Source organism: Methanococcus mangrovi (genome assembly GCF_054506835.1).
Genome location: NZ_CP197114.1, coordinates 1,607,274 through 1,628,691 on the forward strand (window position 1 = coordinate 1,607,274; position 21,418 = coordinate 1,628,691).

The 21,418-nt window shown below is 35.3% G+C and carries 23 protein-coding genes and 2 tRNA genes; 20 read left to right on the plus strand and 5 right to left on the minus strand.

The window, feature by feature from the left end; translation table 11 throughout:
- The 10 genes from argB (at nucleotide 1) to ACS5L2_RS08750 (ending at nucleotide 8,481) form a co-directional block, all read left to right on the plus strand.
- On the plus strand, nucleotides 1–885 hold the full coding sequence (gene argB / locus ACS5L2_RS08705; RefSeq protein WP_459201602.1) for an acetylglutamate kinase: 885 nt from the start codon (nucleotides 1–3) through the stop codon (nucleotides 883–885).
- 391 nt (nucleotides 886–1,276) lie between these two features.
- Nucleotides 1,277–1,615, plus strand: a complete 339-nt coding sequence (locus tag ACS5L2_RS08710; protein ID WP_459201603.1) for a P-II family nitrogen regulator — start codon at nucleotides 1,277–1,279, stop codon at nucleotides 1,613–1,615.
- A 26-nt stretch (nucleotides 1,616–1,641) separates the two neighbouring features.
- Nucleotides 1,642–2,871 (plus strand): ammonium transporter, encoded by a 1,230-nt coding sequence (locus ACS5L2_RS08715; RefSeq protein ID WP_459201604.1) that lies wholly within the window; start codon nucleotides 1,642–1,644, stop codon nucleotides 2,869–2,871.
- A gap of 100 nt (nucleotides 2,872–2,971) precedes the next feature.
- On the plus strand, nucleotides 2,972–3,310 hold the full coding sequence (locus tag ACS5L2_RS08720; RefSeq protein WP_459201605.1) for a P-II family nitrogen regulator: 339 nt from the start codon (nucleotides 2,972–2,974) through the stop codon (nucleotides 3,308–3,310).
- Nucleotides 3,311–3,509: 199 nt separating this feature from the next.
- Nucleotides 3,510–3,848 carry a P-II family nitrogen regulator gene (locus tag ACS5L2_RS08725; protein ID WP_459201606.1) on the plus strand — a complete coding sequence of 113 codons (339 nt, stop codon included), beginning with the start codon at nucleotides 3,510–3,512 and terminating at the stop codon, nucleotides 3,846–3,848.
- Between the two features lie 19 nt (nucleotides 3,849–3,867).
- Nucleotides 3,868–5,103, plus strand: coding sequence for an ammonium transporter (locus ACS5L2_RS08730; protein ID WP_459201607.1), 1,236 nt, complete (start codon nucleotides 3,868–3,870; stop codon nucleotides 5,101–5,103).
- Nucleotides 5,104–5,311: 208 nt separating this feature from the next.
- Nucleotides 5,312–5,650: a P-II family nitrogen regulator gene (locus tag ACS5L2_RS08735; protein WP_459201608.1), complete on the plus strand. Its 339-nt coding sequence runs from the start codon at nucleotides 5,312–5,314 to the stop codon at nucleotides 5,648–5,650.
- 27 nt (nucleotides 5,651–5,677) lie between these two features.
- Entirely contained in the window at nucleotides 5,678–6,913 is a 1,236-nt protein-coding gene (locus ACS5L2_RS08740) for an ammonium transporter (protein WP_459201609.1), read from the plus strand.
- Between the two features lie 84 nt (nucleotides 6,914–6,997).
- Nucleotides 6,998–7,297, plus strand: a complete 300-nt coding sequence (locus ACS5L2_RS08745) for an MGMT family protein (protein ID WP_459201610.1) — start codon at nucleotides 6,998–7,000, stop codon at nucleotides 7,295–7,297.
- Between the two features lie 245 nt (nucleotides 7,298–7,542).
- The gene (locus ACS5L2_RS08750; protein WP_459201611.1) at nucleotides 7,543–8,481 is read left to right on the plus strand and encodes a hypothetical protein; all 939 of its coding nucleotides are present in this window, start codon (nucleotides 7,543–7,545) and stop codon (nucleotides 8,479–8,481) included.
- Between the two features lie 46 nt (nucleotides 8,482–8,527).
- On the opposite strand, the gene ACS5L2_RS08755 is transcribed toward ACS5L2_RS08750, so the two are convergent.
- Nucleotides 8,528–8,601: transfer RNA gene (locus ACS5L2_RS08755), tRNA-Thr, on the minus strand.
- Between the two features lie 261 nt (nucleotides 8,602–8,862).
- Here ACS5L2_RS08755 and ACS5L2_RS08760 point away from each other — a divergent pair.
- A tRNA-Gln gene (locus tag ACS5L2_RS08760) sits at nucleotides 8,863–8,938 on the plus strand.
- A gap of 68 nt (nucleotides 8,939–9,006) precedes the next feature.
- On the opposite strand, the gene priS is transcribed toward ACS5L2_RS08760, so the two are convergent.
- The gene (priS, locus tag ACS5L2_RS08765) at nucleotides 9,007–10,080 is read right to left on the minus strand and encodes a DNA primase catalytic subunit PriS (RefSeq protein ID WP_459201612.1); all 1,074 of its coding nucleotides are present in this window, start codon (nucleotides 10,078–10,080) and stop codon (nucleotides 9,007–9,009) included.
- Nucleotides 10,081–10,189: 109 nt separating this feature from the next.
- Between priS and mfnF the strand changes: the two genes are divergently transcribed.
- The 3 genes from mfnF to ACS5L2_RS08780 all read left to right on the plus strand — a co-directional run bounded on the left by mfnF (nucleotide 10,190) and on the right by ACS5L2_RS08780 (nucleotide 12,932).
- Entirely contained in the window at nucleotides 10,190–11,173 is a 984-nt protein-coding gene (gene mfnF / locus ACS5L2_RS08770) for a (4-{4-[2-(gamma-L-glutamylamino)ethyl]phenoxymethyl}furan-2-yl)methanamine synthase (protein WP_459201613.1), read from the plus strand.
- A 143-nt stretch (nucleotides 11,174–11,316) separates the two neighbouring features.
- Nucleotides 11,317–12,510 carry an argininosuccinate synthase gene (locus ACS5L2_RS08775; RefSeq protein WP_459201614.1) on the plus strand — a complete coding sequence of 398 codons (1,194 nt, stop codon included), beginning with the start codon at nucleotides 11,317–11,319 and terminating at the stop codon, nucleotides 12,508–12,510.
- 65 nt (nucleotides 12,511–12,575) lie between these two features.
- On the plus strand, nucleotides 12,576–12,932 hold the full coding sequence (locus ACS5L2_RS08780; protein WP_459201615.1) for a CxxCxxCC domain-containing protein: 357 nt from the start codon (nucleotides 12,576–12,578) through the stop codon (nucleotides 12,930–12,932).
- Here the strand turns inward: ACS5L2_RS08780 and ACS5L2_RS08785 are convergent.
- Nucleotides 12,921–13,889 carry a CPBP family intramembrane glutamic endopeptidase gene (locus ACS5L2_RS08785; protein WP_459201616.1) on the minus strand — a complete coding sequence of 323 codons (969 nt, stop codon included), beginning with the start codon at nucleotides 13,887–13,889 and terminating at the stop codon, nucleotides 12,921–12,923. The genes ACS5L2_RS08780 and ACS5L2_RS08785 overlap by 12 nt on opposite strands.
- A 69-nt stretch (nucleotides 13,890–13,958) precedes the next feature.
- The gene (locus tag ACS5L2_RS08790) at nucleotides 13,959–14,168 is read right to left on the minus strand and encodes a TRAM domain-containing protein (protein ID WP_011869345.1); all 210 of its coding nucleotides are present in this window, start codon (nucleotides 14,166–14,168) and stop codon (nucleotides 13,959–13,961) included.
- Nucleotides 14,169–14,312: 144 nt separating this feature from the next.
- On the opposite strand from ACS5L2_RS08790, the gene ACS5L2_RS08795 reads away from it, so the two are divergent.
- Nucleotides 14,313–15,041: a 7-carboxy-7-deazaguanine synthase QueE gene (locus ACS5L2_RS08795; RefSeq protein WP_459201617.1), complete on the plus strand. Its 729-nt coding sequence runs from the start codon at nucleotides 14,313–14,315 to the stop codon at nucleotides 15,039–15,041.
- 14 nt (nucleotides 15,042–15,055) lie between these two features.
- Here ACS5L2_RS08795 and ACS5L2_RS08800 read toward each other — a convergent pair whose 3' ends face one another.
- Nucleotides 15,056–15,907, minus strand: coding sequence for a 4Fe-4S binding protein (locus tag ACS5L2_RS08800; protein ID WP_459201618.1), 852 nt, complete (start codon nucleotides 15,905–15,907; stop codon nucleotides 15,056–15,058).
- A 180-nt stretch (nucleotides 15,908–16,087) separates the two neighbouring features.
- Between ACS5L2_RS08800 and ACS5L2_RS08805 the strand changes: the two genes are divergently transcribed.
- From ACS5L2_RS08805 to ACS5L2_RS08825, 5 genes are all read left to right on the plus strand, one after another.
- On the plus strand, nucleotides 16,088–16,705 hold the full coding sequence (locus ACS5L2_RS08805; protein ID WP_459201619.1) for an orotate phosphoribosyltransferase-like protein: 618 nt from the start codon (nucleotides 16,088–16,090) through the stop codon (nucleotides 16,703–16,705).
- Nucleotides 16,706–16,851: 146 nt separating this feature from the next.
- Nucleotides 16,852–17,943 carry a class II glutamine amidotransferase gene (locus ACS5L2_RS08810; RefSeq protein ID WP_459201620.1) on the plus strand — a complete coding sequence of 364 codons (1,092 nt, stop codon included), beginning with the start codon at nucleotides 16,852–16,854 and terminating at the stop codon, nucleotides 17,941–17,943.
- 27 nt (nucleotides 17,944–17,970) lie between these two features.
- The gene (locus ACS5L2_RS08815) at nucleotides 17,971–19,503 is read left to right on the plus strand and encodes a glutamate synthase-related protein (RefSeq protein WP_459201621.1); all 1,533 of its coding nucleotides are present in this window, start codon (nucleotides 17,971–17,973) and stop codon (nucleotides 19,501–19,503) included.
- Nucleotides 19,504–19,523: 20 nt separating this feature from the next.
- Nucleotides 19,524–20,294: a GltB/FmdC/FwdC-like GXGXG domain-containing protein gene (locus ACS5L2_RS08820; RefSeq protein WP_459201622.1), complete on the plus strand. Its 771-nt coding sequence runs from the start codon at nucleotides 19,524–19,526 to the stop codon at nucleotides 20,292–20,294.
- Between the two features lie 32 nt (nucleotides 20,295–20,326).
- Nucleotides 20,327–21,406, plus strand: coding sequence for a Coenzyme F420 hydrogenase/dehydrogenase, beta subunit C-terminal domain (locus ACS5L2_RS08825; RefSeq protein ID WP_459201623.1), 1,080 nt, complete (start codon nucleotides 20,327–20,329; stop codon nucleotides 21,404–21,406).
- The last annotated feature ends 12 nt before the right edge of the window (nucleotides 21,407–21,418 follow it).

Below are 21,418 nucleotides of genomic sequence, written 5' to 3' on the forward strand. Positions count from 1 at the left end.
ATGGAAGAATACACTAAAGCTGAAATTTTAATTGAAGCCCTGCCTTACATCTGTAAATTCCACGAACAGAAGATTTTAATTAAGTACGGCGGCCATGCGATGGTAAACGAGCAGGCGAAGAACTGGATCGCAAAAGACCTCGTGCTTTTGAAATATGTTGGCATAAACCCGATAGTAGTACACGGAGGGGGCCCTGAAATCAACCGTGCAATGGAAAAAATGGGAAAAACTCCAGAATTTATACACGGACTTCGTGTAACTGATGAAGAAACACTTGAAATAGTAAAAATGGTTCTCATTGGTAAAATAAATGGAGATATCGTTTCAAAATTGGAAAGATACGGTGGAAAAGCTGTTGGTCTTTCTGGAAAATCTGGCCAATTAATTAAAGCAAAGAAAAAAATTCAATATTTGATGAAAGACAGTCAAAAAATTGAAATTGATCTTGGGATGGTCGGTGAAGTCGAACACGTGGATACTAAATTAATAGATATATTGGTTGAGAAAAGATACATTCCAGTAATTTCTCCGATTGGTGTTGATAATCAGGGAAACGACCTTAATTTAAACGCAGACATTGCAGCAGGGGATATTGCAGGTGCAATGAACGCAGAAAAACTTATAATGGTTACGGATGTCGATGGTATTATGGATGACATAAATGACCCTACAACGCTCCACAGGAAACTAACTATTTCACAAATAGAAGACATGATTGAAAAAGGGCTGATTACTGGCGGAATGATTCCAAAAATTGAAGCTTGTATGAATGCACTAAATAAAGGGGTTCAAAGCGTGCACATTGTAAATGGAAAAACCCCTCACGCAGTTCTTTTGGAAATTTTCACCGAAGATGGCGTTGGTACAATGGTTGTAAAAGAATAACTTTCTTTTTTTAATTTTTTAAACTTCATAAATTCTTCTTTTATTCGCAAAATATATCCCTTTATCGGACTATTTGGATTAAAAAAGATTTAAATTTTTAGATTTAAATTATCTTTATATATTAGGATAACTCATGTATTATCATCGGAAAAGGAATTCCGGTTCCTTCCGAAACGCACCAACCAAATCACTATATCGCACCATTAACTTTAAAATAGCCAAAAAACCATTAAAAACCAAATAACCGACATTACCTTATTGAAAAATAAGGTAATATACCCCTATTTACAAAATATTAAATGTCCTATAAAAATCGAAATTTCACATACGTAAATCATGATTATCACTTTACCAATTTTAAAAAATATCGAAGACACGAAGGGGTGTTTAAATGAAAAAAATCGAAGCTATAATCAGAATAGAAAGATTGGATATCGTAAAAGGCATTCTTTCTGAAAATGGCTTTTTAAGCCTAACGATTTCTGAAGTAAAAGGAAGAGGAGTTCAGGGAGGAATCACTGAACGATACAGGGGAACTGAATACGTGGTAGACCTACTTCCAAAAGTTAAAATTGAAATGGTCGTTGATGACAAGGACATCGAAGAAATAATAACAATCATCCGTGAAAACGCAGAAACTGGAAAACCGGGAGATGGAAAAATCTTTATAATTCCTGTTGAAGATGCGATAAGAATCAGAACCGGAGAATCAGGATTAAAAGCTATTTAAATTAAAAATAAAATCAGGTGAAAATTATGGCAACAGCAGATTTATTTGCTGACCCAACAAACATCGTAACAGGGCTCAGTACATTGGCAACTTCTGGAGATGTAATGTTTTTAGTATTGATGGGAGTACTTGTGTTTGCAATGCAACTTGGATTTGCACTTCTTGAAGGCGGTCAGGTCAGAAAGAAAAACGTTAACAACGTAATGATGAAAAACATGGCAGACTGGTTAATTGGAGCAGTTTCATGGCTCTTTATAGGGGGAGTTCTTGCAGTGTCACTTGTTCCAGCAGACTTCTTCAGCTGGTGGGGACAAATCTTCACAACAAACTTTGCAGATAATGGAATAGAATTAGCAAACTGGTTCTTTGGACTGGTATTCGCAGCAACTGCAGCTACAATCGTATCTGGTGGTGTTGCAGAAAGGATTAAATTCAAATCATATTTATTAATGTCAATAGTAATAACCGCAGTGCTTTACCCATTGTTTGTTTACCTCGGACCTTGGGGTTCAGGAATGATTCCATTCAATGATTACGCTGGAAGTTTCATTGTACACGGCCTTGGTGGTTTCTTAGCACTCGGGGCAATTATCGCTCTCGGACCAAGGATTGGAAAATTCATTAACAAAAAACCAATTTCAATTCCAGGACACAACATTCCAATGTCAGTATTCGGGGCATTCGTTTTAGCAATCGGATGGTACGGATTTAACGTAGGAAGTTCACTTGCACTTGGAGATATCTCAGGATTAGTATGTGCAACAACAACACTTGCAATGGCAGGTGGAGGTATTGGAGCACTCCTCGCTTCAAAAGATGATGTATTATTCACAGCAAATGGTCTTGTTGCAGGTTTAGTTGCAATCTGTTCAGGAACTGATGTTGTAAGCCCTGTAGGAGCATTAGTAATCGGTCTTCTTGCAGGAATTCAGGTACCAATCGTCTACAAAGTCGTTGAAAAATTAGGACTTGATGATGTATGTGGTGTAGTTCCAGTACACGGTACGGCAGGTCTTTTGGGAGGTATCATGACAGGTATCTTTGGAATGGCAGCTCTCGGTGGTGCTGGTGGAGTAAGCTTGATAAACCAGCTTATTGCAGCAGGATTAACAGTAGTATACGGTACAGGATTAGGATTCGGATTAGGAAAATTAGTTGGTGGATTCACTGGTGGACTCAGAGTTACTGAAGAAGAAGAAAAAATGGGTCTCGACCTTGCAGAACACAAATTACCAGCTTACCCTGACGAAAACTAACTTTTTACTTTTTTTTCTACGAAAAATAGATAACATTATATATTTTTCAAAATATATTTTTCAAAGCGTTAGAATTATTTACTATTTTGGCGGTGTTATCATGAGAAAAATTGAAGCAATATTCAGACCCGAAAGACTCTTGGCGGTTAAGAATGCTCTTTCAGAAGAAGGATTCATCAGTTTAACGCTAACGGAAGTAAAAGGAAGAGGGGTTCAGGGCGGAATCATCGAAAGGTACCGTGGAAACGAGTATCTTGTAGATTTACTTCCTAAAGTTAAAATTGAGATTGTTTCTAACGATGGCGATGTTGAAAAAATAATTAAAATTATTACTGAAAACGCGATAACCGGAAAACCTGGAGACGGAAAAATCTTCGTAATTCCTGTTGAAGATGCAATCAGAATCAGAACAAACGAGTCAGGAAAAGACGCCATTTAATTCCAGTAATCTTTTTTTATTCTTTTTTTTAAATATTCAAATTTATCTATATTATTAGGACTATTTATATTAGTTTTTGTAATTTATTTTTCGGAAAAGGCATTCCGATTCCTTAAAATTTTGAGAATACCGGAATCTATTGTAAATATTTTTAACATATCTATTTTGTTAGCTATCTTAAATTTTGGTTGGTGTCACTATGAAAAAAATAGAAGCAATTGTTCGGGTAGAAAGGGCCGATATTGTAAAAAAAGCCCTTTCAGAAGATGGATTTATCAGTTTAACGTTAACAGGGGTTAAAGGAAGGGGTGTTCAGGGCGGAATTATTGAAAAATACCGTGGAAACGAGTATCTTGTAGATTTACTTCCTAAAATTAAATTAGAGCTTGTAATTAACGATGAAGATTTAGATGCAGTTGTAAAAATTATTTCTGAAAATGCATACACTGGAAAGCCAGGGGATGGAAAAATCTTCGTAATTCCTGTTGAAGAAACAATTAGAATCAGAACAAATGAAAACGGAAAAAAAGCTATTTAATTAAAGGGGTGCGATAAAAATGGCAACAGTAGATTTGTTTAGTGATCCATCAAACATTATGGCGGGATTGAACGCGCTTGCAAACTCAAGCGATGTAATGTTTCTTGTAATCATGGGTGCATTTGTATTTTTAATGCAGTGGGGATTTGCGATGCTTGAAGGCGGCCAGGTTCGAGAAAAGAACGTGAACAACGCAATGATGAAGAACATGGGCGACTGGATCATCGGATGTATTTCCTGGCTTTTAGTCGGGTCATTAATTGCAACAACACTTAATCCTGCAGATTTTCTTGTTTGGTGGGGAAAAATTTTCAGTGCATCACCATTTACATTTGATAGTGGAATAGAACTTGCAAACTGGTTTTACGGGCTTGTATTCGCAGCAACCGCAGCAACCATCGTTGCAGGGGGAATTGCAGAAAGGATGAAATTCAGCGCATATATCTTGATTTCAATCATGATAACAGCGTTATTATATCCGTTCTTTTTGTACCTTGGACCATGGGGTGCAGGAATAATCCCATTCCACGATTATGCAGGAAGTTTGATGGTTCACGGGGTCGGTGGATTTTTAGCACTTGGTTTAATTGCAGCAATCGGCCCAAGGGTTGGAAGATTTGTTGATGGAAAACCAATTTCAATTCCAGGACACAACATCCCCATGGCTGTTTTTGGAGCATTTGCGCTTGCAGTTGGGTGGTACGGATTTAACGTAGGAAGTTCACTTGCACTTGCAGATATTTCTGGATTAGTATGTGCAACAACAACGCTTGCAATGGCGGGCGGTGGACTTTCTGGATTTTTATTCTCTAAAAACGATGTGTTATATACTGCAAACGGCCTTTTAGCCGGAATTGTTGCAATCTGTGCGGGAACTGACGTTGTAAGCCCAATGGCAGCACTATTTATCGGATTAATTGCCGGTGCACAGGTACCTTTTACATTCAAACTCGTTGAAAAATTAGGATTTGATGATGTATGTGGTGTAGTTCCAGTTCACGCTGTAGCAGGGTCAATTGGAGCAATATTAACAGGTATCTTTGGAATGACTGCATTTGGGGGTCTTGGTGGAGTAAGTTTAGTTCAGCAGATAATTGCAGTTGCAATCTGTGCAGTTTACGGAACTTCGCTTGGATATATACTTGGAAAAGTAACTGGAATAGTTACAAAAGGACTTAGGGTTACTCCTGAAGAAGAAAAAACAGGTCTTGACCTTGCAGAACATAAACTTCCGGCATATCCTGGAGAAAATTAAAATATAACATTAATAAATTCTTAATCTCTTTTTTTAAATATTCAAATTTATCTATTTTGATAGGACTATTTATATCAGTTTTATTTTTAATAAGAATAAGAATTCCGGTTCCTATATCATACATTTTTTAAGGTAGTGGTTTTCCTTAAATTATACATTTTTAATCCTAAATTTCATTTTATTGGTTTGGTTATCAATTGGTGCAATAATGAAGAAGTTAGAAGTAATAATAAGAATGGAAAGGTTAGGTCTTGTTAAAAACGCCCTTTACAAAAGCGGTTATGTTAGTTTAACAATAACTGAGGTAAAAGGAAGGGGCATTCAAGGAGGAGTGGTTGAAAAATACCGCGGAACCGAACACGTGGTCGAACTGCTCCAAAAAGTCAAGTTAGAGCTTGTAGTCAATGAAAAAGACGTAGATTCTGTAATAAAAATAATTGCAGAAAATGCATACACTGGAAAGCCAGGGGATGGAAAAATCTTTTTAATCCCTGTTGAAGACGTTTACCGGGTAAGAACGGGTGAAAGGGGACCACAAGCAATATAAATTTATTAAATTTTAATGGTGCGTAATATGGTGACAGCAGAGTTATTTAATGACCCTACAAATATTATGGATGCGTTAAATGCGCTTGCAAACTCAAGCGATGTAATGTTTTTAATTTTTACCGGTGCTTTTATATTTATAATGCACCTCGGATTTGCGATGCTCGAAGGCGGTCAGGTTCGAGAAAAGAACGTGAACAACGCGATGATGAAGAACATGGGCGACTGGATCATCGGATGTATTTCCTGGCTTTTAGTCGGTTCAGTAATTGCAAGAACGATAAATCCTGCGGAATTTATTTCATGGTGGGGAAAAATTGCAAGTGCAACTCCTTTTCTTTCAAATAATGGTTTAGAACTTGCAAACTGGTTTTTAGGGCTTGTATTTGCAGCAACCGCAGCAACCATCGTTGCAGGCGGAATTGCAGAAAGAATTAAATTTAAATCATATATAATGATTTCAATCGTGATAACAGCGTTATTGTATCCATTTTTCGTGTATTTGGGCCCATGGGGTGCAGGAATAATCCCATTCCACGATTATGCAGGAAGTTTGATGGTTCACGGAGTCGGTGGATTTTTAGCACTTGGTTTAATTGCAGCAATCGGCCCAAGGGTCGGAAGATTTGTAGACAAAAAAGCGATAACAATTCCTGGACACAACATTCCAATGTCAATTCTTGGTGCATACATTCTTGCATTTGGCTGGTATGGATTTAACGTTGGAAGTTCGCTTGCATTGAGTGATATTTCAGGATTAGTATGTGCAACAACAACGCTTGCAATGGCAGGCGGAGGTCTTGGAGGATGTTTATTCTCTAAAAACGATGTGTTATATACAGCAAACGGACTTCTCGCAGGAACTGTTGCAATCTGTGCAGGAACGGATATTGTAAGCCCACTTGGAGCTTTGATAATTGGATTTATTGCAGGTTCCCAGGTTCCATTAATCTTCAAATTTGTTGAAAAATTAGGACTCGACGATGTATGTGGTGTAATTCCAGTTCACGCGACTTCTGGAGCTCTCGGTGCAATTTTAGCAGGAATATTTGGAATGACTGCATTTGGCGGTGTTGGTGGAATCAGCCTCGTGAACCAGATAATTGCAGTAGTGATATGTGCAGTTTACGGTACAAGTGCAGGATTTGTTTTGGGAAAACTCGTTGGAGTAGTTACTGGTGGTTTAAGAGTTAGAGAAGACGAAGAAAGAGCAGGACTTGATATTTCAATCCACAAGCTTCCAGCATATCCAAAAGAAAACTAAAATACTTTTTTTATAGTTTTTACATTTACATTTGTTATTTTCTTTTTAGAAATTATTTTTATAGATTAAAATCAAAGTATATCTATGAAAACATTTAACGAACAGTGCTACGAACTTTTAAAGCAGATTCCACGTGGAAAGGTCACAACTTATAAATTAATCGCCCAAGCCCTAAATACAAACGCTTACAGGGCCGTTGGAAACGCAATGAAAAACAATCCAAACGTTTTAACGGTTCCATGCCACAGGGTCGTAAATTCCAACGGTGCAGTTGGAGGCTATGTAACCGGAACTGAAAAAAAGATTAAAATTTTGGAAAACGAGGGGATAAAAATATACAATGGTAAAATAGTCAATTTAGAAGAATATTTATTTAGATTTTAGTTCTGTTAAACATACATTTAAAATCATGTTTTTTGGATTAATACCGATTTTAAAGTTTTCAATAGGATTATATGGGGGGAATTATATGCATTGTGGGACATTACCCACACAATTACTCTGTTATCATACTATATAAAGTTGTTCAATCAAAAATTTAATTAAATGTTTGGGATTAAATGTCAAAAAACTATTTTAATATTTTAAACGGGAATTTATATTATTGATGTTTTTTGGGAGGTGCTTTTATGGTCTTTGGGATATTTAAAAAGAAGAAAAAAACAATTAGGGATTATTTTACGGATAAAAATGTTTTGAAAATTACTTTAACAGAGTCTAAAGATTGTGTTCTTGATTTTACGTATAATTTTATATGGCAGAGTAATTTTGATATTAAAAGCGAGGTACAGAATGGAATATCTTATGAAAATCTTGTGAAGCATATAAAAAATCCTGAAAATGTAGTTTATATCAAAGGAGATGTAGGACACAGGTTTTGTAGTTCAATGGGTGCTGATTTAAAGTATTTTGGTGGAACTGGCGGTAAAATTCAAACTGGAACCGTTATTGTCGATGGAAACATCGATACCAGGTTTGGAATAAGTATGGTTTCTGGAACGGTTTATTTAAATGAAAAATTCAGTGCAAAAGAGCCTATTGGAAATATTATCGAAGTTGAAAGTGATATTTCAGGGTATAAAAAATATATTTCAATTACGGAATTATTAGAATCAAAACAGGATGAAAAAGTTTTAAAACCAAACGTTTTTAAAAATAACGAGTTAATTTTAAATGATGGCATAATTCGGGATACTATTGGTGCCAGACTTGAAAATGGGTCAAAAATTACAGTAAATGGAAATGTGGATTTGAGTACAGGAATATTGATGAAAAATGGAACTGTTATCGTTAATGGAAAAGCTGGAAAAAATACTGGATCAGTATTACGGGGCGGAACTGTAATTATAAATGGAAATACGGGAGATTTTACTGCATCTGACATGATATCTGGAACAATAATTATTGATGGAGACGCAGGAAAATTTTTGGGTTCGAAAAAGAAAAAAGGGGCAATTTATGCGAAAAGTGCTTCAGCAATTCCTCCTTTAAAAAAACAGTCGTTAAACTCTAAAGATAAAGAAATACTTTCTAAAAATGGATTCTTTGGAGAATTTGTGAAATTTTAATAAAAATATTTAGATATATAAATATATTTTTCCAAAATAAAAAACGAGCTTCAGGCGGGGTTTGAACCCGCGGCCTCCTGCTTACCAAGCAGGCGCTCTACCAGGCTGAGCCACTGAAGCACAGATGTCCATACAATTTGCATATCAACTAACTCGAAAACACTATATAAACTTTTTGGTATCTTTCATATTTTTTAATTAATTTTTTATAAAAAGAAGTCTAACTTTCTAAAGATTATTTAATCGAAAGATAAAACTTGTTTTTAAAAATAAAGATAATAACATGGTTAGATTAATTTTTTAAACGCTTTTTAAAAAAATAGATTTCACCGAAAACTTTATATACCTTAATTCCAATCTAATTAGTGCAACTGTTAAAGAAGCCCAGTAGTGTAGTGGCCAATCATCTAGGTCTTTGGAACCTGGGACCGCGGTTCGAATCCGCGCTGGGCTACCATTTTTTATTTTAGGTAAATTAATTTGTAAATTTAAATTTACTGTTTTAACTTTTTAAAAAAATAAAAGTTATTCTAAAATTTCAAAGTCGATTCCGTGTCCAAATAAAAATAAAAGATAGCTTGCAGGAATTTCTGTAGACTTATGGTCAAAAGTATCTCCTTTAAGGGTTAATGGGTCAATTTCTTGTTTTATATTCACATTGTACATTATTTTATGGAATTTAGAAAATACGCCCTGATTTAACGGGTCAAACTGCCCACTTTTTAGAGAATGATATGTTATTTCTTTTACCATCAGCCCAGTATACCCGTGAAGCGACCCGATAGTCCTAAGAAGCCTGATATCGTCATCCATAACTTTTTCATCGAGTTCGAGCCGGCTTTTTAATTTACCGATTGTTTCATAGATTTCACGTCTAACATTATCTTTCCTATTATCGATTTCGCTTTTCCAGTCTGACGTTTTTTCAAACTTTTTTGTCGCAATTTTATTTTTTTTAAATTCCCTTATCAAAATATCTTTCCAGCGGCTTCCCATATTCCTTAAATTCAGGTTTTTTCCTAAAATGTATTCAATAAAGTATCTTCTTTCGTTTTTTCCCCAGTGTTCTATTTTTTCGAGGATTTCCGTATCTTCGGGTTTTAAATATACGTGGTACCCCCTGTTTCCCGTAAATACTATTCTTAAATCTTTTTCTGAGAGTCCAAAATCGGGAAATAAAAAGTCTTCAATTAAAATTAAAACCTGATTTTTAGCTTCGCTTAGACACTCTTCGCAAATCCAAGAATCATCATGGGTACACTTTTCAGTTTTATGAGTATCAATATCGAATGCAACTTCTCGTTTAAACAATCCTTTTTTTGCGGCGCCTCCAACCAAATCTGGGTGTTCCACGTATGAAAGTGATTTATAAAGGTGAAATGGGGATTCTTTTAAAACCCAAGATAAATATTCGCCTTCAGTATTGAAAGACATGTTTCTATTGTCTACTTTTTTCATCATCCCGTAACCAATCTCTCGATGCGGCAAATCATCTGGAATTTCAAGCCATTTTCTTACCTTTATGGCATATTCAAAATATTGTTTGTAAATGCCTGAAACTTCGTTAAAAATTTTATTCGAGGCAGGATTGTCATTCATACTTTCACATAACGTTTATTTAATCAAATTAACTTTAAATAATATTGTGATTATCTATAATTAAACTTATCTTTTAAAAAATGATTTTTTATTTAAATATGGTGTGAAAATGATTTTAGGAATAGATATTGGCGGAGCAAATACAAAAATAACAGAACTCCACGAAAACGGCGAATTTAAAGTTCACCACCTTTATTTTCCAATGTGGAAGAACAACGATAAATTAGCAGAAGTTTTAAAGACATATTCAAAAGATATATCTCACGTAGCACTCGTTACAACCGCAGAACTTGCAGATTCTTATGAAACAAAAAAAGAAGGCGTAGATAATATACTAACTGCTGCAGAATATGCTTTCGGTAAAAATATATCTGTTTTTGATAGCGATGGAAATTTCATTTCTCTAAACGAGGCAAAAACAAATTACATGAAAGTTTCTGCATCAAACTGGTGTGGAACTGCAAAATGGGTTTCAAAAAATATTGAAAAAAACTGTATTTTAGTAGATATGGGCTCAACAACCACAGATATTATTCCTATTGTGAATGGAGAAGTAGTTGCGGAAAAAACAGACCTTGAAAGGCTCATGAATCAGGAATTATTATATGTTGGAACACTTAGAACTCCAATTTCACACCTTGGAAATACAATATCGTTTAAAGGAGTCACTACAAACGTTTCTTCAGAATATTTTGCAATAACTGCGGATATTTCGGTAGTTTTAGAAAAAGTAACTCCTGAAGAATACACTTGCGACACACCAGACGGCAAAGGAACAGATAAAAGAAGCAGTTTGGTCAGGATTTCAAAAGTTTTATGTTCTGATCTTAATCAGATTTCAGAAATTGACGCAGAAAACATCGCAAAAACCTATTATGGATTGTGGAACGAATTAATTTTAAAAAATGTAAAAACAGTTGCAGAAAAACACGGCCTTAAAAAAGTTGTAATAACCGGACTTGGAGAAAAAGTTTTAAAAGATGCATTGACAGATTTTGAAGTAATATCTGTCGCAAAGAAATATGGAAAAGACGTATCTCTTGCAACTCCAAGTTTTGCAGTTGCAGACCTTCTTAAAAGTGAACTCCAATAATCTAAATTTATTTTCACATTAATTTTTACAATAAAGTTTATAACTATTTAGATAATATATTGAATAAATTTTAGATTACAATTTTTTACAGTTAATTTTACAGTTAAACTAAAAAACGGAAAAATAAAACACAGGTGATTCCAATGCAAGAAAAAATTGCAGTTTTGGCATATTCTGGAGGGCTTGACACGAGCTGCTGTTTAAAATTACTCGAAGACAAATACGATTACAAGGTAATTTCAGTAGCAGTTGACGTAGGCCAGCCTGAAGAAGATTTAATAGAACCAGAAGAAAAAGCAAAAAAATTCGGTGTATTAAAACACTACACAATCGATGCAAAAGAAGAGTTTGCAAAAGACTACATTTTCAGAGCTATTAAGGCAAATGCACTCTATGAAGGATACCCATTATCAACAGCTCTTGCAAGACCTTTAATTGCTATAAAAATTGCAGAACTTGCAGAAGAAGTTGGAGCAAGCGCAATTTCACACGGATGTACTGGAAAAGGAAACGACCAGTTCAGATTTGAATCAGTAATGAGAGCAAAAACACCAGAAATTGAAATTGTAGCACCAATCAGGGATTTAAACCTTACAAGAACTGAAGAAATAGAATATGCAAAAGAAAAAGGAATTCCAGTTCCAGTAAACTTGGAAAAACCATTCAGTATTGATGAAAACTTATGGGGAAGAAGCATTGAAGGCGGACTTTTAGAAAACCCTATGAATGAAACCCCAAAAGAATGTTTTGCATGGACTGTTGACCCAACAGATGCACAAGACAAAGAAGAATACGTAGAAATTGAATTTGCAGAAGGAGTTCCTGTAGCAATTAATGGGGATTCATTAGCACCAGTTTCATTAATAAGAAAAGCAAACGAAATTGCTGGAAGAAACGGTGTTGGTAGAGTAGATATCGTTGAAGACAGAGTTTTAGGATTGAAATCAAGAGAAAACTACGAATGCCCCGGTGCAATGCTTTTGATAACTGCGCACAAAGCACTCGAACAGCTCGTTTTAACAAGAGAAGAAATCGTGTTCAAAGAAATGGTTGATTCAAAATACGCAGATTTAATCTACAAAGGACTCTGGCACGAACCATTAAGACACGATTTAGATGCGTTTGTTGATAAAACACAAACAAGAATGAACGGAAAAGTAATTGCAAAACTCTACAAAGGTTCAATGAGAATCGTTGGAAGAGAAAGCAAAGACGCAATCTATAACGAAGACATGGTTTCATTCGAAAACAAAGAAATGGACCAGAGAGAAATTGTAGGAATGGTTAAATTCCACGGTCTTCAAGCAGCAATCTACGAAGGATTAAAAAGAAAATAATTACTTTTTTAATTATTTTTTAATACATTCATTTTAAAATCATTTTTAAATTTTCACGTGATATTATGAATATTTTTACATCAAAAGGTACTATAAAGTACGAAAAAGAAAAAATAATAAAATTAAGTTCGGAAATGTTTCCTGACGACATCTGTGAGCAGTGTGGAAGGTGCTGTATAATCCACGTTTTTAATTCAACTGAATGCGGTGAACCTGAAGTTGTATACTGCAACCACCTCGATACAGAAACAAAACGCTGTAAAATTTATAAAAACCGGTTTAAAAAAGAGAAAAAGTGTCTTTCAATGCTCGAAGCGATAATGGTTTCTGCACTTCCAAAAGACTGCCCTTATGTAAAAAATTATGAATCTTACGAAGAACCGTGGTTTTACAACTGTTTAAGGTCAAAATCAAAAGATTAAAGACACGATATCGTATAAAATATGGATTAGAATTGTAGTGGATGTTGATTTCCTCTCTTTTATCATTCCAAGGATGTAGCTTATAATAAATACATCCAAAAGTACCATGGACGATAAATATTGGGCGTGAAGGCTTGCAAAAAGGAAACTTGTATAAATATTTCCAAATCGCGGTTGTAGTGCTCCTCTAAACATCAATTCTTCACTTATTCCAACTATTATCGACAGAAATACTATTTTTAGCGGTGTAGACGCAGAAGTTTTTATTGTACTTACAACTTCGTTAACGTTTGAACTTTCAACAACTGCCTGTTCTGCAATCTGTTCTGAAATTACTGGGTCCATCGACTGGAAAATATATGTAAAAAAGTCAAAAAGTCCCCAGATAAAGTTATCAACCATGAAAAGAAGGATTACTCCAAAAATTGCGTATTTTAAGGAGGGAATTTTTATATCAAGCCGGTTGATAGACTGTTTTAAGTTTTTCCTCGTTCCAAATCCAATTCCAACAAATGCATAAACTAAAATTATGAGCTGAAATGCGGCAAGATCGAGTATTTCTAAAAAGTCAGAAAGAGTGATTATAAGACCTGTTCCCGATGCAAAAGCAATCACTGGATTTAACAAAATGTATGTTGAAAGAGAAAGTGAAATTTTATGAATCGGATTAGCAAACGAAAGGTCCATTCTTAGAAGTTTTGTAAATTTTTCAAAAAAGCCCTGATTTTTAATCAGTAAAACGCTCAAAAAAGAAGCTGTGTAGACAGAAAGTCCAAAAACATAATTTATATCCGCCATGAAATATATCGAAAAGAAAAGCACTGATAAGTTGAAAACAAAAATAAGGTCAAGGGTACGTTTTTCAATAAGTTCTAAATTGAATGCACGAATTAAGTTAATCCAGTATATTACTAGACTTATAAAAAAATAAAAGAATCGAATTAGTGATTCGATCATCTTTATCACTGCTTAATTACTGGGGTTTCCGATAAAGGCCCACAGGTATTAAGGGAAGACGAGAAACACTTATACTCTTTCTGCAAAAGCGAATTTTTCTTTTACAGCGGTAACTTTAACTTTGATAACGCTACCTTTTTCTGCGTTAGGTACGAAAACAACGAATCCATCGATTCTAGCGATTCCGTCTCCACCTTTACCCATGTCTTCAATTGATACTTCGTATTCTTTTCCTGCTTCTACAGGAACATTTTTCATTGCGGGTTTACCGAAAGCCATATTTATTCACCTAGTATTATATACATCTCTTATTGATGCAATATTACACTGCTTTTGATAGTATATATAAGTATCTGAGTTCATTATTTGAGAACTTAACAATAGCTACGTTTTAAATTTTAAAAACGGTTTATCGGTGGTTAAATGATTAGAGAAGTATTTTCCTCAATTATGGGTGAAGGGAAGTTTATTGGCAAAAGATTCATCTTTGTGAGATTTAAAGAGTGCCCTCTTGACTGCATATATTGTGATGAGCCAAACGCTCCGGGGGGAACTGCAAGGGTTGAAGAAGTTTCAGGATCAGGCGATTTTACGGAATATTTGGAACTTGAAAATGAACTTATTGAAATTATCGAAAAATTGAGAACACCTGATCTTTTTGCAGTTTCGTTTACCGGTGGAGAGCCCCTGTTGTATTCAAATAAAATAAAGCAGTATTCAGAAATTTTAAAGCATAAAGGCTACAAAACATTTTTAGAGAGTAATGGAATGTTTCCAGAAAGATTGGATAGTTACGATTACGCTTCAATCGATATAAAGTTGCCAGAACACTTTGAAAATAAAGATGACGACTTTTGGTATGATTTATATAAAAAGGAACTTGAAACAATCGAAAGACTATATTTAGCAGGAACTGATGTTTACGCAAAAATTGTCGTGTTCGAAGAAACTTCCGAAGAATTAATTGAAAGAATTGCAAGGGATTTATCAAAAATTGGAAATATAACGCTCTGCATTCAGCCGGTTTCTCCAACTGAACGGATAAAAGCAACAACGTCAAAGAAGAAGATATTTGAATTGATGGCAATTTGCGGAAGATACGTAGATGTAATGTGCACTCCGCAAATTCACAAATGGATGGGAATGTTATAATATTCTTTTGGCAATTAAATTAAATAATCTTTTAATTTTTCTTTTAACGAACTAATTCCAATTCTATCGATGGTATCACCAAATCTTTCATGAGAATCTGCATTTTCCTTGAAATAATCTATAATTTCACAGATTATTTTTTCAAGATTTGTAGCATCGTATATTCCGATGTTTTCGCCGATTTTATATTTTTTACCGAATTTCCCACCAACAGAAATTAATACTCCATCTTTTAATGAAATGCATTTTCTTTTACAGGATTCTCCGCATTTTCCGCAGTTAATACACTTTTCATAATCGATAACTGCTTTTTTATCAACGATTGTAATTGCATCGACACTGCAAGATTTTAAGCACAGGGTGCAGCCATTACAGCTTTCTTCATTTATTTTTGGAATTCTCTGTCCCATAATTCCTACGTCGTTTAACTGAGCCTTTGCACAGTTATTTGGGCATCCGGATATTCCAATTTTAAATTTATGTGGCAATTTTTTTCCAAAGAATAACGAATCAAGTTCGTTACAAATTTTCTGGCTGTCTATAAGCCCATACGAGCACACTGTTCCCTTACACGCAACAAGCGGCCTTACGGTGTTTCCAGTTCCGCCTGAAATCAGTCCCGATGTTTCTAATTCCTCTTTTATTTTTGGAATATCATCGTAGTTTATCCAGGGTATTTCTATACAAAGTCGGACTGTAAAACTAACGTAGTTTCTCCCGTATTTTTTTGATATTTCAGACAATTTGTCAATTTTTTCTGAATCCATGCATCCTGCATCGGTTTTTATTCGCAGTGCAAAATGTTTTCCATCGTTTTGAAGTATAAAACCTTGCATTTTTAAATTAGATATCTCATTTTTGTTCATAGTACCATCTAAATTCATATTAGGTTTAAACTGAATAGTGTGTTATATTCTAAAACGGCATTTTATAAATTTATCTCTAAAAAAATGCTTTCTTAAACTGAAAAAAGTATATTATTTATCAATATCTATCGAAATATAAAAATAATATAAAAGATTATTATCTGGTAATATGGTGATATCATGAAAAAAGAACTCATACTTAAGGCTTTAAAATTGAGAGATATGGGTTTTCCAAGCGGAGATATTGCAGAAGAACTAAATATCTCTGTTAAAACGGCATTATATCTTACACTGAATGGTGAAGAACTTTTAAAGGCCGAAGAAAGTCCAAAAGAAGATTCTGAGAAGTTGGATATATTTTTAGAATGGGACAACGTTAGAGCTTCATCAAGAAGGCTTAGGAATATTTCAAAAATAATCTGTGATATGCTTTCAGATGTTGAATTCGATGGTGTTGTTGGAATTTCTTCGGGAGGAGTTCCACTTGCAACATTGATTTCAGATGAGCTTGACAAAAATTTCTCGATATACGTTCCAAAAAAACACGTACACACAGAAAAAGAGAAAACAACCGGATTTATCGGACAAAACATGTCGAGCATTGTTGGAAAGGACGTTGTAATTGTTGATGATGTAATGACGTCAGGAAATGCCGTAAAAGAAACAATAAAATATCTAAAAGGGATAGCTAACCCTAAAAAAGTAGTCGTAGTCATGGATAAAAGCGGACTTGATGAAATAGATGGCGTTAGTATAGAACATTTATTCAGAACTGGTGTTGTAGATATTAAAAAATAATTTCTTATATTTTTTAAAAAAATCGAATAATTATTCAGGTTATTCTATAAAAAATAATTATTCAAGGTATTTTAACGCCGTTATATTCAATAATGTATATAAATGACTTTTTTCATAATAGGATAACCTAAACTTGGAGGCTTATCATGTGCGGAATTATCGGATTTATGAGTAGAACCGGAAGACTTATCAGTGGAGACAGGATTGCTACAGCCTTGAATTGTTTAAAGGAACGAGGAAATGGTGAGGGTTCCGGATACGTAGGATATGGAATCTACCCTGATTATAAGGATGACTATGCAATACATGTTTTTTTAGACGCGACCAAAGATTACGACAAAATTAGACACGAAGTCGAAGAAGTTCTTGTAAAATACGGATACATCTTAAAAGACGAACCTATACCTGTTGAAGAAGGAATTATCAAAAAAGAACAGGTTTCGTGGAGATTTTTCTACAGGTTTGATGAAAAATACAGTGCAGTTGAAGAAGACACGATGGTGGATATCGTAATGGATATCAACGATAAAATAGACGGAGCATTTGTATTTTCAAGTGGTAAAAATATGGGTGTATTTAAAGCTGCTGCATGGCCATTAGAGGTTGCAGAATACTTTAAAATTGACCAGTACAGAGGTTTCCAGTGGCTTTCACATGCAAGATACCCTACAAACACGAAAGGATGGTGGGGAGGCGCGCACCCATTCAACCTGTTAGGATGGTCTGTAGTTCACAACGGAGAAATTACAAGCTACGGTGCAAACAAAAGATATGTTGAAAGTTTCGGATACAAATGTAAACTTTTAACTGACACAGAAGTTGTTGCATATCTCTTCGATTTACTCATTCGAAAACACAAAATCCCTGTAGAATATGCAATGAGTGCATTAGCTCCAAGATTCTGGGATGAAATCGAGAGTATGTCAAAAGAAGATAAAAAAATACACGAAGCAATCCGTATGACTTATGGCGGTGCGACAATGAACGGTCCTTTCGGAATTGTTGTCGGAACACAAGAAGGAATGGTGTTCATGAACGGCGAAGTCGAAGAAGGAAATACAATGGTTGGTTTGACAGACAGAATTAAATTAAGACCATTAGTTGCAGCTGAAAAAGATGACTTGTTATTTGTATCAAGTGAAGAATCAGCAATTAGGAAAATATGCCCTGAATTGGATCGAGTATGGATGCCAGACGCAGGAAGAATGGTTATTGCAAAATTGGAGAAAAAAATTTAATTTAAGTTAATAATTAGGTGAGAAAAGATGATACCTTCAACAGTTCCGCCAAAATACAAAGTTTTCGTGGATCCAGAAAGATGTATGCTTTGTGAACGATGTACTACTGAATGTTCATGGGGCGTTTACAGAAGACAGGGAAATAAAATTTTAACTTACCCTAACAGATGTGGGGCATGTTTAAGATGTGTTTCAATGTGTCCAAGAGATGCTATTACAGTTACATTAAATCAATCATGCGGTAGGAATCACCCAGTATGGACACCTGAAGTAAAACAGGATGTTGTAACACAGGCGAAATCAGGATGTATTCTATTAAGCGGTATGGGTAATGCAAAAGAGTACCCCATATACTTCGATAAAATAGTTCTTGATGCATGTCAGGTAACGAACCCTTCAATAGACCCATTAAGAGAACCAATGGAACTTAGAACCTACGTTGGTAAAAAGCCAGAAAAATTAGAATTTGACTATGTTGAAGAAGAAATCGACGGTAAAAAAGTCAAAAAAGCAAAATTAAAGACGAAAATTGCTCCAAATCTTAAGTTAGATACTCCAATAATGATAGGACACATGTCATATGGTGCACTTTCATTAAACTCCCACAAAGCAATGGCAAAAGCGGTAAAAGAATGTGGAACGTTCATGGGAACCGGTGAAGGTGGACTTCACAGGGATTTGTATGGATATTCAGACAACATCATCACGCAAGTTGCAAGTGGTAGATTTGGTGTAAACAGTGAATATTTAAACAAAGGAGCTGCAATTGAGATTAAAATCGGCCAAGGTGCAAAACCTGGAATCGGAGGGCACTTACCTGGAGAAAAAGTGTCAGCAGAAGTTTCAATGACAAGAATGATTCCTCAAGGGTCTGATGCAATTTCACCAGCGCCTCACCACGACATTTACTCAATTGAAGACCTTGCACAGCTTATTAGAAGTTTGAAAGAAGCTACAAGATGGAAAATGCCAGTATTTGTTAAAATTTCAGCAGTACACAATGTAGCAGCAATTGCAAACGGTATTGCAACATCAGATGCAGATGCAGTAGTTATCGATGGATTCAAAGGTGGAACAGGTGCTGCACCTAAAGTATTCAGAGATAACGTTGGTATTCCAATTGAAGTTGCAATTTCAGCAGTCGATGACAGGCTTAGAGAACAAGGAAACAGGCACAAAATAAGTATCATTGCAAGTGGAGGTATTAGAAACTCCGCAGATGTATTCAAGTCAATTGCACTTGGTGCTGATGCAGTATACATTGGAACTGCTGCAATGGTTGCAATGGGCTGTACTGTATGTGGTAGGTGCTACTCAGGGCAGTGTGCTTGGGGTATCGCAACGCAAAAACCTGAACTCGTAAAAAGATTGGAAATAGATGACGCTGCAAAAAGAGTCGCTAATTTAATACACGCATGGACTCACGAAATTCAAGAATTACTCGGAGCTGCAGGAATTAACTCCATAGAAAGTCTCAGAGGAAACAGAGACAGGTTAAGGGGCGTAGGGCTCAGTGAGATCGAATTAAATACATTAGGAATAAAACAGGCAGGAATGTAATGGCCAGTCTAGGTGAAAGAATGAAAGAACTTAAAATTGACGCCAGGGACATGGACTACAGGGAATTAAACGAGAAAATCCACGAAGTCTTGGACGAAAACAAAGACTTGGAAAAATTAGTGCTTGAAAATGTTTTAGGCCAGAGATTTATCGGAAATGGGATTTCGAGAAATAATTTAATAATAATTGTAAATGGAATTCCTGGTGGGGACCTTGGAATGTTTATGAAAGGCCCTAAAGTAGTTGTAAATGGAAATGCTGACCACGCTCCCGGAAATACAATGGATGAAGGATTTGTCGTAATTCACGGAAGCAGTGGGGATGTAACCGGCCACTCGATGAGGGGCGGAAAAGTTTACGTTCAGGGAAATGTTGGATACAGAAGCGGAATCCACATGAAAGAATACAAATACAAATTCCCTGTTTTAGTTATCGGTGGAGCTGCAAAAGACTTCCTTGGGGAATACATGGCTGGAGGAATTATTTTAAATTTCAACATGGACCAAGAAGATACCGAAAATATCGAAGGAAGGATGATTGCAACAGGAATTCACGGTGGTGTAATTTACATTCGGGGAATTGTTGAAAGTTCCCAACTTGGAATTGCAGCAGACATCAAGGAATTCACAGAAGAAGATGTTGAAAAAATTAAACCCTACATCGAAGAATTTTGTGCAGAATTTGGATATTCTGACAAAATCAAAGAAAAACTTATCAATTCAAAATATACTAAAATCGCTCCAATTTCAAGCAGGCCATTCCAGAAATTGTACACACCTGATTTGAGATAATTAAAATACTTTAAGAGATTTAGGTGGAAATTATGAAGTCATACTTGAACTTAAAAGAAGAAGTATGGGATAAAGAAACGTGCTCTGGTTGCGGTGCGTGCGTTTCTGTATGCCCTACTGAAAACATATACTTTAAACAGCAAAGCCCTGTGCAATTCGACTGTGACGAATGCGCATGTATAATTGTGCCAACTGAAGATGGAGAAACCCCAATTTCAGCAGAATTCTGTAAGGTAACCCTTTATGATGTAAATTGCGGTGCTTGCTACAGCGTATGTCCAAGAACAAAAGAAAGACACGTATTCAACTTAGAAAAAGTGCCTGGAAGAGTTATTGAAAATTATAAAGCAAAATCAACACTCGAAACCAAAAATATTCAAAGTGGTGGTGTTGTAACTGCAATTTTAGCAAATGCTTTCGATGAAGGCTTAATTGATGGCGCAATTGTGATGATGGAAGATAAATGGACCATGAATCCAAAATCATACCTTGCAACATCAAAAGAAGACGTTTTAAAAACTGCAGGAAGCAGGTACAACTGGAACGTGCCAATACTCGAAGTTTTAAAAGAAGCGGTAATGGTAAAAAAATTAAACAAAATTGCAGTGGTTGGAACTCCATGTGTTATCAATGCAGTTTACCACATGATGGCAACAAACAACGATTTAGTTGAACCTTTCAAAGAAGCAATAAGGTTGAAAGTATCCTTATTCTGTTTTGAAACGTTTGACTATGACAAAATGCTTAACAAAATAAAAGAATTGGAAATAAACCCTTGGGACGTTAAAAAGATGGAAATTGACAAGGGAAAACTCATAGTTTCAACCATACACGGTAATGTCATTAGTTTAAAAATCGACGAACTCGATGAAATGGTAAGAAAAGGCTGTAAAGTTTGTAGAGACTTTACGGGAATTTCTTCAGATATTTCAGTTGGAAACGTCGGAACTCCTGATGGATACTCCACAGTGTTGGTAAGAAACAAATGGGGTAAAGGATTCTTCGATAGAACTGTAATCAACGGATACGTTTCAGTTGAAGGCGAATCATCATTAGACTCTGTAAAATCACTTTCAATCAAGAAAATGGAAAGAAAAGACGTTGAATTCTAATTCTTTTTGATT

Coding starts and splice junctions, on each gene's coding strand:
- argB (WP_459201602.1), top strand. CDS start 1: ATGGAAGAATACACTAAAGCTGAAATTTTAATTGAAGCCCTGCCTTAC.
- ACS5L2_RS08710 (WP_459201603.1), top strand. CDS start 1,277: ATGAAAAAAATCGAAGCTATAATCAGAATAGAAAGATTGGATATCGTA.
- ACS5L2_RS08715 (WP_459201604.1), top strand. CDS start 1,642: ATGGCAACAGCAGATTTATTTGCTGACCCAACAAACATCGTAACAGGG.
- ACS5L2_RS08720 (WP_459201605.1), top strand. CDS start 2,972: ATGAGAAAAATTGAAGCAATATTCAGACCCGAAAGACTCTTGGCGGTT.
- ACS5L2_RS08725 (WP_459201606.1), top strand. CDS start 3,510: ATGAAAAAAATAGAAGCAATTGTTCGGGTAGAAAGGGCCGATATTGTA.
- ACS5L2_RS08730 (WP_459201607.1), top strand. CDS start 3,868: ATGGCAACAGTAGATTTGTTTAGTGATCCATCAAACATTATGGCGGGA.
- ACS5L2_RS08735 (WP_459201608.1), top strand. CDS start 5,312: ATGAAGAAGTTAGAAGTAATAATAAGAATGGAAAGGTTAGGTCTTGTT.
- ACS5L2_RS08740 (WP_459201609.1), top strand. CDS start 5,678: ATGGTGACAGCAGAGTTATTTAATGACCCTACAAATATTATGGATGCG.
- ACS5L2_RS08745 (WP_459201610.1), top strand. CDS start 6,998: ATGAAAACATTTAACGAACAGTGCTACGAACTTTTAAAGCAGATTCCA.
- ACS5L2_RS08750 (WP_459201611.1), top strand. CDS start 7,543: ATGGTCTTTGGGATATTTAAAAAGAAGAAAAAAACAATTAGGGATTAT.
- priS (WP_459201612.1), bottom strand. CDS start 10,080: ATGAATGACAATCCTGCCTCGAATAAAATTTTTAACGAAGTTTCAGGC.
- mfnF (WP_459201613.1), top strand. CDS start 10,190: ATGATTTTAGGAATAGATATTGGCGGAGCAAATACAAAAATAACAGAA.
- ACS5L2_RS08775 (WP_459201614.1), top strand. CDS start 11,317: ATGCAAGAAAAAATTGCAGTTTTGGCATATTCTGGAGGGCTTGACACG.
- ACS5L2_RS08780 (WP_459201615.1), top strand. CDS start 12,576: ATGAATATTTTTACATCAAAAGGTACTATAAAGTACGAAAAAGAAAAA.
- ACS5L2_RS08785 (WP_459201616.1), bottom strand. CDS start 13,889: ATGATCGAATCACTAATTCGATTCTTTTATTTTTTTATAAGTCTAGTA.
- ACS5L2_RS08790 (WP_011869345.1), bottom strand. CDS start 14,168: ATGGCTTTCGGTAAACCCGCAATGAAAAATGTTCCTGTAGAAGCAGGA.
- ACS5L2_RS08795 (WP_459201617.1), top strand. CDS start 14,313: ATGATTAGAGAAGTATTTTCCTCAATTATGGGTGAAGGGAAGTTTATT.
- ACS5L2_RS08800 (WP_459201618.1), bottom strand. CDS start 15,907: ATGAACAAAAATGAGATATCTAATTTAAAAATGCAAGGTTTTATACTT.
- ACS5L2_RS08805 (WP_459201619.1), top strand. CDS start 16,088: ATGAAAAAAGAACTCATACTTAAGGCTTTAAAATTGAGAGATATGGGT.
- ACS5L2_RS08810 (WP_459201620.1), top strand. CDS start 16,852: ATGTGCGGAATTATCGGATTTATGAGTAGAACCGGAAGACTTATCAGT.
- ACS5L2_RS08815 (WP_459201621.1), top strand. CDS start 17,971: ATGATACCTTCAACAGTTCCGCCAAAATACAAAGTTTTCGTGGATCCA.
- ACS5L2_RS08820 (WP_459201622.1), top strand. CDS start 19,524: ATGAAAGAACTTAAAATTGACGCCAGGGACATGGACTACAGGGAATTA.
- ACS5L2_RS08825 (WP_459201623.1), top strand. CDS start 20,327: ATGAAGTCATACTTGAACTTAAAAGAAGAAGTATGGGATAAAGAAACG.